The 13,307-nt window shown below is 48.1% G+C and carries 8 protein-coding genes; 7 read left to right on the top strand and 1 reads right to left on the bottom strand.

From position 1 onward, the window contains the following. Positions 1-28 precede the first annotated feature (28 nt). The 7 genes from BUB18_RS06955 (at position 29) to BUB18_RS06925 (ending at position 11,787) form a co-directional block, all read left to right on the top strand. Positions 29-1,465, top strand: coding sequence for an arylsulfatase (locus BUB18_RS06955; RefSeq protein WP_073079337.1), 1,437 nt, complete (start codon positions 29-31; stop codon positions 1,463-1,465). Between the two features lie 143 nt (positions 1,466-1,608). Beyond that, positions 1,609-2,205: an RNA polymerase sigma factor gene (locus BUB18_RS06950; RefSeq protein WP_073079336.1), complete on the top strand. Its 597-nt coding sequence runs from the start codon at positions 1,609-1,611 to the stop codon at positions 2,203-2,205. Positions 2,206-2,352: 147 nt separating this feature from the next. Continuing rightward, complete coding sequence (locus BUB18_RS06945; protein ID WP_073079335.1) at positions 2,353-3,366, top strand: FecR family protein; 1,014 nt, start codon at positions 2,353-2,355, stop codon at positions 3,364-3,366. A gap of 39 nt (positions 3,367-3,405) precedes the next feature. After that, on the top strand, positions 3,406-6,843 hold the full coding sequence (locus tag BUB18_RS06940; RefSeq protein WP_073079334.1) for a SusC/RagA family TonB-linked outer membrane protein: 3,438 nt from the start codon (positions 3,406-3,408) through the stop codon (positions 6,841-6,843). Between the two features lie 27 nt (positions 6,844-6,870). Further along, on the top strand, positions 6,871-8,535 hold the full coding sequence (locus tag BUB18_RS06935) for a RagB/SusD family nutrient uptake outer membrane protein (protein ID WP_073079333.1): 1,665 nt from the start codon (positions 6,871-6,873) through the stop codon (positions 8,533-8,535). 11 nt (positions 8,536-8,546) lie between these two features. Continuing rightward, positions 8,547-10,646 (top strand): S9 family peptidase, encoded by a 2,100-nt coding sequence (locus tag BUB18_RS06930; RefSeq protein WP_073079332.1) that lies wholly within the window; start codon positions 8,547-8,549, stop codon positions 10,644-10,646. Continuing rightward, complete coding sequence (locus tag BUB18_RS06925; RefSeq protein ID WP_073079331.1) at positions 10,636-11,787, top strand: TlpA disulfide reductase family protein; 1,152 nt, start codon at positions 10,636-10,638, stop codon at positions 11,785-11,787. Before BUB18_RS06930 ends, BUB18_RS06925 begins: the two co-directional genes overlap by 11 nt. Before the next feature lie 59 nt (positions 11,788-11,846). Here the strand turns inward: BUB18_RS06925 and BUB18_RS06920 are convergent, their stop codons facing one another. Then, a complete protein-coding gene (locus BUB18_RS06920; protein ID WP_073079330.1) occupies positions 11,847-13,286 on the bottom strand; it encodes a DUF2231 domain-containing protein in 1,440 nt (479 codons plus the stop codon). Positions 13,287-13,307 lie beyond the last annotated feature (21 nt).

The raw sequence follows: 13,307 nt of genomic DNA, 5'->3' as shown, positions 1-13,307 counted from the left end.
AATTTAGCTGCACGAAAAAACCGCGTGCATGATAACAATGAAAAGAATCGGATTAACCGCCCTGCTAGGGGCCGGGTTAGCTGGACTGTCGCCCCTCGCTGCGCAACAGAAAAAGCCCAACATCATCTTTATACTGGCCGACGATCTTGGTTATGGTGACCTCAGTGTGTACGGACAACAGCGATTCAGTACCCCCCACATCGACCAACTGGCTGCTGAAGGAAAGCGCTTCACACAGTTTTATGCCGGCACCTCCGTGTGTGCGCCCTCCCGCTGCTCTTTTATCTCCGGAAAACATACCGGGCATACCTATATCAGAGGCAATAAGGAAATGAAGCCGGAAGGCCAGCAACCTATTGCCGATACCGTGATTACCCTGGCTGAAGTGCTGAAACAGGGCGGTTATAAAACCGGTACATTCGGCAAATGGGGACTGGGACCGGTGAAGTCCGAAGGTGATCCCATCACACAAGGCATCGACCAGTTCTATGGCTACAACTGCCAGAGCGAAGCACACCGCTATTATCCTTCTCACCTCTGGAGCAACGATACCCGCGTTGAACTCACTGCAAACGGTGATCTGGAACATACCGTGCAATATGCCCCGGACAGCATCCAGCAACAGGCACTCCGCTTTATGGATGCCAACAAGGATCAGCCTTTCTTCCTCTGGCTTACCTACAACCTGCCGCACGCAGAGCTGCTGACGCCGGACGACAGCATCCTGCAACGTTTCAAAGGCCAGTTCCCAGAAAAACCCTATAAAGGAATTGAATATAATACCGGCGGTGGTAAGCACGGCTATGTGTCGCAGCAATATCCACACGCCTCTTTTGCCGCCATGGTTACCAGGCTCGATCTGTATGTAGGCCAGGTAATGGCTAAGCTGAAACAACTAGGCCTCGATGATAACACCCTGGTTATTTTCACGAGCGACAACGGCCCGCACGCCGAAGGTGGTGCTGATCCGGTGTTCTTCAACAGCAGCGGTGGTTTCCGTGGCATCAAGCGGGATCTGTATGAGGGTGGTATCCGCGTGCCTTTCATTGCAAGATGGAGCGGGAAAATCAAACCGAATACTACCTCCGATTTCGCGGGCGCCTTCTGGGATATGATGCCAACTTTCGCCGTGCTGGCTGGGCAGAAAGCCCCTGCCAATATTGATGGTATCTCCATCGTTCCGGAGCTGACAGGCAAAGGCAGGCAGCCGCAACATCCTTTCCTGTACTGGGAATTTCATGAGAATAATGGTCGCCAGGCCGTGCGCATGGGCAACTGGAAAGCCGTGAAATACAATGTGCAAAAGGATCCCGGGGCAGGAGTAGAGTTGTATGATCTTTCAAAAGACCCGCAGGAGAAAAATAATGTGGCTGCGCAATATCCAAAAATTGCGGCACAGATGAATGATATTATTAAAAGAGAACATGTGGAGTCGGACGTGTTTCCGCTGTTTGGACAGCGGTAATACCGGAAACTAAATTGTATAAAATAACAGCGGGCCCACAGGGCCCGTTGTCATTTACGCTAAAAACAAAAAGCCGCCAGGTAGAAATAATCCGGGAAATGGTCGTATTTTTCGCCCTTAACGAAGGGGGATTTTGAATAGGTATGCTAACACCAACTAATGATATTGAATTATGGCAGTTACTCCTTGCTGGGGACGACCGTTCATTTCAGCAGGTGTACCGTTCGCATTTTTCGATGCTGTATGAGTATGGTATGCGTTTTTCTGATGAGGAAGATTTTGTGAAAGAGTGCATCCAGCAACTGTTTGTGAAGATCTGGACTAACAAGGACTCTCTGGCTGCCGTCACTAAAATTAAACCCTACCTGCTTTTTTCGTTGCGCGCTATTATATATAATAAGTTCAGGGACGAGAAGCGCCGCCGCATTAACGGCCTTGAAGAGGACTATGACTTTGAACTGGAATTTTCTCCGGAAGCCTCTTACATAGAGCGGGAAGTGACTGAAAAAAAGCTCGCCGCATTAAAAGCTGCTATGGAGCAGCTAACTCCCCGGCAAAAAGAAATTATATATCTTCGCTATTTCCAGGAGTTAGATTATAAAGAAATAGCAGCTGTCATGGATGTTTCCGTAAAAGGTGCTTATAAGCTCTCCGCCCGATCCCTTGAAGCATTGCGGGAAATAATGGATATCTCCCTCATTACGCTGATTTGCCTGCTGAAAATTGCTGCCAGCAGGTAGTTTACTTCCTTTTTTATTCCCTGTTTGCAGTTCAGTTTATATTGACTGAAAAAAAATTAAAGATTTTTTCATTTTCCGTGGGGTGATATGTATACCACCGGTGTTTAATGAGAAATGGACCTTACAGGTAAGGCTCCGGGTGTAGTTATGAGTGAGTTGTATCAGCAATATAATAAACAGGATTTCCTGGACGATGACAGCTTTGTCCGCTTTGTCCGCGGGGAAAAGATCGACGTATGGGAGCAATATGTGCAGGGGGCACCTGCCAATCTCCACGCCTTCCATGCCGCCAGAACGGAATTGCAACTGCTGCTTACTGCCAGGCGTATACTGCCATCCGCCGCTGTAGAAGCGGAAGTATGGGAACAGATACAAACCAATATAACACACGTAGCGCATCGATCGCACTTGCGCGTAATCCGTAAACGCTGGATGGTAGCTGCTGCAGCCGCCGCGGTACTTATTGTTGGCATAGCTGCCTATTATAAAATGGCGGATAAAAAAGTGAGCACCGACTATGGTAAGCTGGCCAGCGTATTACTGCCAGACAGTTCCAGGGTATTGCTCAATGCGAACTCTACTATCTCCTATAAAAAGAATTGGAAAGCCGGACAGCCAAGAGAAATATGGCTGAAAGGCGAAGCTTATTTTGAAGTGCGGCACTTAAAGCAGGATGCTTTGCCGGTAAAGGCTTCGGAGCGATTTATTGTACACACGAAACACCTGGATGTAGAGGTGCTGGGTACCGTATTTAATGTAAAAGAAAGACGCGGCATTACCGAAGTAGGACTGCGCTCCGGCGCCGTACAGCTGAAAGCGCAGCAGGGGACACAACAGCTGCTACTGCAACCCGGAGAGGTAGCCAGCTATAGCGAAACAACGCAAACGTTACAACGAACAACAGAACAGGTAAACACCGTCAGCGCCTGGAAAAATAAGGAACTGGTCATGGATAATATGACGGTTCAGGAAATAACGGAATTATTGGAAGATACTTATGGCTACCAGTCAGCGATTGCCGATTCAACTATCTTGAGCAGGCGAATCCAGGGTGTAATCACCGTAAAAAATGAAGATGATATCATTTTCATCCTGTCTGGCATATTAAAGATGAACATTGAAAAAAAGAATCACATGCTGATTTTCAAACAACGTAATTAGTCGGCTCAACCAAATCAGAACGCTAACCAACTTATTCTTATGCAAAAAATTTCATTGAAATTTTGGCTGCTATTGCTATGCAGCATCCTGACCGTGGCAACCTATGGCCAGTCAGCAAATGGTGGGAAAAAGATTCCGATTGCAACCGCATTAACGGATATCACTAAACGCTACAGTACACATTTTGTGTTTGAGCCGGACTTAATAAAAGGACAGTTCACCAGTATTAGTGTGACTGACCTGCCTAAAAGTACACCACTGGAAGAAGTGATGAAACGGATATTCTATCCTGCCAACCTGTTGTTTGTGTACGTAAATGAAAATACTTACATGCTCATTCAGCGTCCTGTCAGTGGGAGTCCTAAAGAGCTGGCAGTTGCAGTGGCAGCCCAGCTGCCCAGGCAGGAGGGAGGCCAATTTGTGGATGCAACGGAAATCAGTGGTTTTGTGTTGGATTCCGCCAGCAGGGAACCACTGCCGGGGGTAACCGTACGGTCGGTTAATGGTAGTCATGGTGGCCTTACGGATAACAGTGGCCGCTTTATTTTACGCAATGTAGCTGCCGATAGCAGGCCGCTGGAAGTAGTGGTTAGTATGGTAGGGTACCGTCCTAAGCGGGTTTCCCTGCATGGACAGGTGACCAGCATTGCGCTGAGCCAGAACGTGAATACGCTGGATGAAGTGAAAGTGGTGGAAATCGGTTATGGCTCCAAAAGAAAAGAAGCACTGACGAATGCAGTGGGAACAGTGAACAATAAAACCATTACGCAGATGCCTACTCCTATGCTGAGTAACGCGCTGGTAGGTACTATCCCGGGATTGTTCGGAAGGCAAACCGGCGGCTCTCCGGGAAGGGATGCATCGCGGCTGCTGGTACGCAGTTCATCATTTGTAAACCCTGCATTAATTGTAATTGACGGCGTGCCACTGAATGATAACATTTCCACCGGAGGCTTCGCTGGGCAGGCCAGCATCAATGACCTGGACCCTGCAGATATTGAATCCGTAACGGTGCTGAAAGATGCAGCATCTACCGCTATCTATGGTTCCAGAGGTGGTAACGGGGTAATCCTGATCACCACAAAGAGAGGTAAGAAAGGAAAGTCCGCATTTAATTTTACCGCCAACTCCACCTGGTCGCAGCCTACGCAGCAGCCTAAATTTGTGGACGCCTATCAGCAGGCATTACTGGAAAACGAATTCTCTGTCAACTCCAACAAAGGCATTGTATATTCTGATGCCACTTTAGATACTATCCGCCTGGGTCTCAACCCGGATAAGTTTGCCAACACCAACTGGAGAAAAGCGGCATTAAAGGATTGGGCTAAAGGACAAAACTATAACCTGAATGTTTCCGGAGGCAACGAGGCCGTGAAATATTATGTTGCCGGCGGCTACAACAACCAGGGCTCGCTGGTGTCGGATAACGCTTTCAAACGTTACACGCTAATCTCAAACCTGGATGCTAAAGTAAACAGGAACCTGACAATGGGCGTAGACATTCGTTATGTAAATGAACAGTTAAATGATCCGGCTGCCATTGGTGCCAACGGCATCCTCAACAACGTATATCTGGCATCTCCGTTGCAACCGGTATACTTCAGTAATGGTTTGCCTGCGGCCAACTATACCGGTACTATTACCAACCCGGTGGTGCAGGAATCCAACTCAGGGTACTACCGCAAAACAGGCAACTACTTCAACGGAAAGCTAAAACTGGATTACAATATTCCGTTTGTAAAAGGGCTTACGGCACATGCTATGGCTTCTTTTGACAGGAATAATTACGGAGATAAGACTTTCGCTACGCCATATAAATTATACAGGCAAAATGCCAGCGGCCAGTATATTCCGGTGGCCGGGGTGGACAGTAAAGGCGCTGATCTGAAACCTACACTCAGTGAAAACCTATATCGTGCGAACTATACCAATACCGAGTGGGGTTTTAACTACGACAGAACCTTCGGTTTGCACCGCGTATCCGGTATGCTGCTGTATACTACCAATGAGTCCAATACCAGTACGCTCAGTGCTGCCCGGTCTAATATCTTTTCTTCCAGTATTGACCAGCTGTTTGCCGGCGATGCCAGTACCAACTCCACTAACAATGGTACTGCCAGTGAATTTGGGAGAGTGGGCTACGTAGGCCGCGCCAGCTATTCCTACAATGGTAAATATTATGTGGATGCGAGCTTCCGCTCCGAGGCCTCTGTGAACTATCCGGACGGACATCGTTGGGGAACCTTCCCTTCTGTTTCTGCCAGCTGGCGTATGTCAGAAGAAAACTTCATCAAGGATAATATTACCTGGATAGATGAACTGAAAATTCGCGCATCTTATGGGATGGCAGGTGATGAAACCGGCTCCGGTTATGGCTCTTACCTCTATAACTTTTCCGTAGGACAGAATTCAGGACCGAGCTCCACTACCGGTAGAAATGGATATGTATTTGGCGGCAGCTATGTGCCATCTGTGTATCCTGGCAATACCGCCCCTAACCTCAATATAACCTGGGGTACAATTAAGGCTGCTAACTTCGGCATGAATGTGAGTTTGTTCAAAGGCTTGCTCGGTGCGGAGTTTGACGTATACCGCAAGAACAATACAAACATCCTCATATCCGTATCCGACAATGTGCCTTTAAGCTACGGCGCCAGCACACCAAAAGTAAATAGGGGAAGTAACCATACAACCGGTTATGAGCTGTCGCTGACGCATAATAACCATATCAGTAAAGATTTCAGTTACTATGTACGTGGTACCATTTCTCATACCAAAACCATCACCGACTATTCCGGGGAGCAAAGCGGCTTACCGGCATGGGATACCCGCCAGGTAAACGGTTGGGGCGCTAATATCGCCCGCGTGTATCACGCAGTGGGATTATTTCAGTCGCGCGAAGAAATTGACAACTGGGCTGTACAGGATGGAAGAAATAATACCACCATCAACCCGGGAGATATAAAGTATGCGGACCTCAACGGAGATCATATCATTGACCAGAAAGACGTGATTGTAAAAGATAATACCGCTATCCCGCTGCTGAACTACGGTATCTCACTGGGGGCCACCTGGAAAAAATTATCGCTCGATGTAACCTTCCAGGGTATTGGCGACTATACAAATACTAACCTGGGTAAATCATGGACTAACTACGACTCCCGCCAGCTCGACAGATGGACACCGGAAAATACGGATGCTACATGGCCTAAACTGGGTTCCATCGCAAGCGATATCCGTATCTCTGATTTTTACGGTTTAAACAGTAACTACCTGCGCTTACGCAATGTACGACTGGCTTATACGCTGGCTCCTTTATGGCTGAAAAAGGCGGGGATTAATAATGTGGTGATTAACATGCAGGGCGGCAACCTGCTGGTATTCTCCAGGGTGAAATTTACCGATCCTGAAAATGATAATACCACGCCGTACGGTCCGCAGAAAACATTGAGTGCAGGCGTAAACGTGAGCTTCTGATTTATTAACTCTTTAACCTGAATGGTCATGAAAAGAAATATCATATACATACTGCTGGCAGGTAGCCTCGTTAGCTTTGCTTCCTGCACAAAGGATATTTTAGATAAAAAACCAACTGATAGCATCAATGAGCTGACTGTATGGAATGATATCGGTTTGGTGGGGAACTACGTAAATTATTTCTACTCCACTTTGCAGAGCGGTTATTCGCGTAACTACTACCTGTCTGCCGCTACTGATGACGGCATGAATGGACTAGCCAACGATATCTTTTACGTAAAGCCGCTCACTATGGATGCCAGCTGGAACGCCACCAACGCACCCTTTAATGGCTACTATACCACTACGTATCAGAATATACGAAAAGCCAATGATTTCCTCGCACACATAGATGCCGTGCCGGGCGACTCCCTGCTTAAAAAGCAGTATAAAAATGAGATACACTTTTTCCGAGCTTACTATTATACGGAACTGCTGAATTACTTTGGAGATGACCCCATCACGGCTTCCGGCGCTGTTGCGCCCTCCGGACTGGTGCCTGGCTATGAAGATGCGCTGGGTGTAGTTATTGTGGAGAAAGCACAGCAGTACGGGAAAGATACCTTGAACATTCCACGTAGCACCCGTAGAGAAACGGTGGATTATATTATTGGTCAGCTGGATGAAATAGCCGCTTCACTGGGCTCCCTGCCTGCCAGCTACACCAGCCCTGCCGGCCGGTTAAACAGCGGGGTTGCCCTGGCACTAAAGGCGCGTGTACTCCTGTATGCAGGCCGGTTTCAGGCTGCTGCCGCAGCTGCCAAAGTAGTGATGGACCTGGGGAAATACAGTCTGTACCCAGACTATAGAACCCTGTTCACCGTTAAAAATAACCAGGAGTGCATCCTGTCCGTACAACATAATAATATGGCCAAAGAAAGAGGCCATACCTACGATCGCGACATGGCCGTAGGCTCTATGAGTGGTTTTTCCCGGAGCAACCCTACCCAGAACCTTGTAGATGATTATGAAATGACGGATGGTAAGCTCCCTGCACAATCAGCATTATATAACAGTGCCACCCCTTATGCCAACAGGGATGCCCGCTTTTACGCCAGCGTAGCCTATGATGGCGCTACATACAGAGGCAGTGTGCTGCAAACCTATGCTAACGGTTACGATCAAACGAACGCGGGTTTTTACAAAACACAAACCACTTACCTGGTGCGCAAAGCCTGCAACGAAACTTTCAATTTCCTCGGTGATGCTACCTACGGCAGCGATCAGAACTGGCAATACCTCCGTTATGCGGAAATCCTGCTGAACTACGCCGAAGCACAGAACGAGGCTATAGGCCCGGATGCCACCGTGTACAACGCCGTAAATGCCATCCGTACCCGTGCGAAGCAGCCAGCATTGCCGGCAGGACTTACCCAGGACCAGATGCGCCAGCGCATCCGCCATGAACGCAGAATTGAGTTCGCCTTCGAAGACCAGCGTTTCTGGGATATCCGCCGCTGGCACATCGCTGACCAGGCAGCTTACAAAACTATTTATGGCGCCAATATCAAATTGTCGGGTACCACGAAAGTATACGGTACACCGGTGTTACTGGAATCCCGCTTTTTTGAGCTGAAGAATTATTGTATGCCTATTCCATATTCAGAACTCCAGGCAAATTCCAACATGATCCAAAATACTTACTGGAAATAAAGCAACTTTAGATGCAAACACTCAGGAAAGGCTTACTGGCAGCAGGGATGTTAATTTCCTCGTCGGCCATGGCACAGCAGAACGGTAAAGATTACGTACGGCCGCTGCCGGTACTCGACAGCTGGACTGACAGCCAGCATTTCATTCTCTCTAAAAGAAATGAAAAAAACCGTATTACCTATGTAAAAGTTAATGCAGCCACGGGACAGGAAGTGGCAGATACCAGCTACCGGCCAAAGCCTAAGCAGCCCGCCGCAAAGCTGCTGGTAAAAGATCATGATATATTCCTGCAACAGGGATCCTTGCGCAAACAGCTGACACACGACAGCATCCCGGAAACTACTCCGGTGTTTTCGCCGGACAGCAGCCGCATTGCCTTCATTCGGCAAAATGATTTGTATACCCTGGAACTGGCCACCGGTAAAGAAACCCGGCTTACCTTCGACGGCACCGCCATGCTCATGAACGGTAAGGCCTCCTGGGTATATATGGAAGAAATACTGGGACGCCAGTACGACGGGCGCGCATTTTGGTGGAGCCCCGACAGTAAATCCATCGCCTATTTTCAGACAGACGACAGCCAGGTACCGGAGTATACCATCACCGACGCCGGCAGCGGCTACCATGGCTATGTGGAAAAGCAACGTTATCCACAACCGGGCGATCCGAACCCTGCTGTTAAAATCGGTATAGTGGCAGCTACAGGCGGTAATACCACCTGGGCCGACTTTAACCCCGCTGTGGATCAGTATTTCGGCACTCCAGTATGGAACCCCGACAGCAAAACGGTGCTGGTGCAATGGCTGAACCGGGATCAGAACAATTACCAGCTGTTCGCCATCAACAGGGATAACGGCAGCAAAAAGCTGTTGTACAACGAAACCCAGCCTACCTGGATCAGCCTGGATGAAGAAGACCGCATCACTTTTTTAAATGGTGGTAAGCAATTCATCTTTATATCTGATAAATCAGGCTACCGGCACCTGTACCTGCACAATGCAGACGGGACGCTGAAAAGCCAGCTTACCAGCGGAAACTTTGTAGTGAAAAACATTCAATACATCGATGAAAAAAAGAAAGTCGTTTACTTCAGTTGTAATAAAGACGGCTTAAACAGGCAGGATTTATACCGGGTAGATTTTGCCGGTAAAAATCTGAAGCGACTTACTTTTGGCCCTTATAACCACAAAGTTTCTTTTTCGCCGGATGGAAGTTATTTCACCACCCAGTATAGCAACAGCGCCACACCAGATCGCCTTGCACTGGTGACTAACGAAGGGAAAGTGATCAGCCAGCTGGGCGATAGTAAAGGCCCGGATTTCAATGACGAAGTGGCTAGCTGCATGCGCACCATATACGTAAAAAGTGCAGACGGGAAGTTTGACCTGCCCATCCATTTATCACTCCCAAAAAATTTTGAGGCTGGTAAAAAGTATCCACTCGTGCTGGCAATTTACGGAGGCCCGGCATCGGCGAATGTATACGACGAGTTTATAAATCCTAAGTACGGCAGTAATGATGGAATTATTCATGCCAGCATCGACCACCGCGGATGTTACGAGTTTGGTAAGGTTGGACAAAACTACATGTATCGCAACCTGGCTTACTGGGCCCTGCAGGATTACATCCAGGGTTTAAAATGGCTGATCGACAATGTACAGGTAGACCCGGAAAAAGTATGCATCAGCGGTTACAGCTTTGGCGGATACATGACCTGCTATGCACTCACTTACGGTGCTGACTATTTTAAATACGGCATTGCCGGCGGCAGCGTGGTGGACTGGCGTATGTACGATACCCACTACACCGAACGATATATGGATACCCCGGCTCAGAATCCGGAAGGTTATCAACAATCATCCGTTCTAACGTATACGGATAAACTGAAAGGGAAATTGCTGTTAATACATGGTGTGAAAGACGATAATGTGCATATCAATAATACATTATCGTTAGTGGATAAACTGGAACGTGAGAATAATACTCACTTTGAACTGATGTTATACCCTGGTAACAGACACGCTGTTATTTCCGATAAACTATCGCATTACAATGAGGTGATGAAAACATTTATTGACAAATACCTGCTAAATAAGACGAATGAAAAATAAGCTATTAACGGCCACCGTATTTTCTGTTGTGACATTTAGCGCGCAGGCGCAGCAAAAGCCAGGCATTATTAAAGGTACTGCACCCGCAGCACTTAATGGTGTTACGATCATGCTGATCAGGGATGATGGAGGATTACGTACCTCCTACGTAGATACGGCTGTTATCAGGGACGGTAAATTTGAATTAAAGGATACCACTCAGCAGCCATTCTCCGGCATGATTTCAGCGGTGTTACGCAGGCCTGGCCAGCTTCCACTGCCTGGTTATCGCCGTATCTTCCTGAAACCGGGTGATGTGACCGTGATTTCACAACCGGAAATAAAAAGTGATAAAAATAGTATGGAAGGAGCTGTAATTACCGGTTCCGACTATACGAAACAGCAGGATGAATTGCTGGCAGCCCTGGCGCCATCTGAAATAAAATTGCAGGAATTACGTACCAGCCACCGTCGCTTGTCATCAAAAGATTCAGTGGCATTCAGAGCCAGCAGCGACAGGCTGATGGCTGAAATAGCGGTGCAGGATAGTATAAAGAAAGCATTCATCCAATCACACCCGGATTATTATGTAAGCCTGTTTACCTTCAGCAGGATGTTAGGAAGCAGGGTGAATGATATTGCCCAGGCCAAGGCAGATTTTGCGAGATTTACGCCTGCGTTGAAAAAATCAGATTTAGGGCAACGTATTATGACGCTGATCGGGCAGTCGGCACGCATTAATGTAGGGCAGCAGGCACCGCGCTTTTCAGCACCTGATAAAGACGGGAATGAATTGTCGCTTGCCTCTTTCAAAGGCAAATACCTGTTGCTCGATTTCTGGGCCAGCTGGTGTGGGCCATGCCGGCACGAAAACCCTACCGTGCTGAAAGCATATGAGCGTTTTAAGGATAAGAACTTCGATATCCTGGCGGTGTCGCTCGACAGGCCCAATGGTAAAGAGGCCTGGCTGAAAGCTATTAAAGACGACGGGCTTCCGTGGCATCACATTGCGGAATTGGCGGGTTTTGCCGGAAGTATTCCGAAGATGTATATGGTAAATGCTATTCCTACTAATTTTCTGATTGATCCTACCGGCAAAATAATCGCGATGAACCTGCGGGGGGAAGCATTGGAGCAGGCGCTGGAGAAATTTCTGAAATAATTATACCAACCAATCACTTACAAACCGTGACACGTTTATGTGTCACGGTTTTTTTAATGTTAATTATTCATCACTTTATGATAAGCGATGGTATCCGTCGGCAACTGTGCCAGCCTGTATCCACCGGTGTCAATTTTCATCAGTTCCAGTTGTTTGTGCAGGTCTTGTAAAGTGCTGGCAGGTATTCCTGTTTGGCCTACATACAGTTGTTCCAGGTGCTTATTATTTTTTAGGGAGATGATATCGGCCGCTCCGGTAGCCGTTTGTACCAGGTTGAGGTACATGAGGTTCGCACACTGATTTAACGCTTTCAGCTCTTTTCCTTTGATGGCAGTGCCTTTCAGCGTTAGCTTCGTGAGGTTTTTCAACTGGCCGAGGGTGCTGAACACCTGGTCTGTTACCGCGGTACCGGATAGATCCAGCCAGATCAGCTGCTCTTTCAATGGCAGCATCAGTGCTGCGTCCTGATCATTAAAACCTTGTGCTGTAAAGGCGGTGATAGACAGGTAGTTGCTGTTTTCCGCCACCGGTAATACTTTCAGTCCTTTGGCGGTGAGCGCTGCAATGGCAGCATCCGGCGCTTTACCCACTGTTTTTTCCGGCACGGTGGCCAGCTGGTCCACCGGCTTGGAAGGCTGCATAGCAGCCAGTACGGCGCTGATGCGTGGGTTTTTAGGCAGGTCCTTTACCTTTTTGCCTGCCGGGCCGCCACAGGCAATCCACCAATGTAACAGTTCCGTTTCCGCAGGCGTGAGCGAAGGTTTGCCTTTTGGAGGCATGCGGTGCTCATCGTTTTCCGAAAGTATAATACGTTTGTATATTTCACTTTCTTCGGGCATGCTGTCCTTTAATACCGGACCATTTTCACCACCCTTACGCATCAACGCTAATGTTTCCAGTTGCAAACCGCCTTTCAGCTTTTGCTGACTGTGGCAGCTGATGCAGCGATTGTTGAGCACAGGTTGTACCAGGTCCTCATATAACAGCGCATCCCCGATGTCCTTATAGTTGCTCGTGCCCGCAGCAGTTGCTTTTTTAGAGAATCCGCTGAGCGCCGCCGGCATGGCTGCTTCCAGGTAGTTGTCGCCATGAGTAAGCGTACCGCCATAATGCCCGGTGATGCTGATCAGTACCAGCATTACCAGTGCCAGCACCAATTCCAGCTTAGGACTTTTTTTCAGCATCCGGTAAGTAAGCCACCATATACCACTGATAACGGCAACGGCTATACCGAGATAGAAGTGCGTGTCTAACGTTTTTTCGTCATAGCCACCATCCTGCGAGAGCAGGTAGCCGGTGAGGCAGCTGAAAGCGGCTGCCGCAAAGGCGAGGAACAGCGTAAATGGAATGGCTGATCGCAGTGATTGCCACCTGGGTAGTTTGCTGATGAGCACAAACAGCAGTGCTACGATCAATATGCCTATCGGTAAATGCACCAGCAGCGGATGCATACGCCCGGTGAGGCTGGCCCAGCTGCCTGTACTTTCTAAAAGAATCATGCAGAAAATAGTTGAGTAATT

This window comes from Chitinophaga jiangningensis (genome assembly GCF_900142605.1).
In the GTDB taxonomy this organism is placed as follows: domain Bacteria; phylum Bacteroidota; class Bacteroidia; order Chitinophagales; family Chitinophagaceae; genus Chitinophaga; species Chitinophaga jiangningensis.
The sequence above is the reverse complement of the archived record's forward strand: the minus strand, read 5'-3'. Positions and strand labels throughout refer to the sequence as shown.

What these genes read in the sequence shown, in the direction of transcription:
- BUB18_RS06955 (WP_073079337.1), top strand. Translation starts at nt 29, where the DNA reads ATGATAACAATGAAAAGAATCGGATTAACCGCCCTGCTAGGGGCCGGG.
- BUB18_RS06950 (WP_073079336.1), top strand. Translation starts at nt 1,609, where the DNA reads ATGCTAACACCAACTAATGATATTGAATTATGGCAGTTACTCCTTGCT.
- BUB18_RS06945 (WP_073079335.1), top strand. Translation starts at nt 2,353, where the DNA reads ATGAGTGAGTTGTATCAGCAATATAATAAACAGGATTTCCTGGACGAT.
- BUB18_RS06940 (WP_073079334.1), top strand. Translation starts at nt 3,406, where the DNA reads ATGCAAAAAATTTCATTGAAATTTTGGCTGCTATTGCTATGCAGCATC.
- BUB18_RS06935 (WP_073079333.1), top strand. Translation starts at nt 6,871, where the DNA reads ATGAAAAGAAATATCATATACATACTGCTGGCAGGTAGCCTCGTTAGC.
- BUB18_RS06930 (WP_073079332.1), top strand. Translation starts at nt 8,547, where the DNA reads ATGCAAACACTCAGGAAAGGCTTACTGGCAGCAGGGATGTTAATTTCC.
- BUB18_RS06925 (WP_073079331.1), top strand. Translation starts at nt 10,636, where the DNA reads ATGAAAAATAAGCTATTAACGGCCACCGTATTTTCTGTTGTGACATTT.
- BUB18_RS06920 (WP_073079330.1), bottom strand. Translation starts at nt 13,286, where the DNA reads ATGATTCTTTTAGAAAGTACAGGCAGCTGGGCCAGCCTCACCGGGCGT.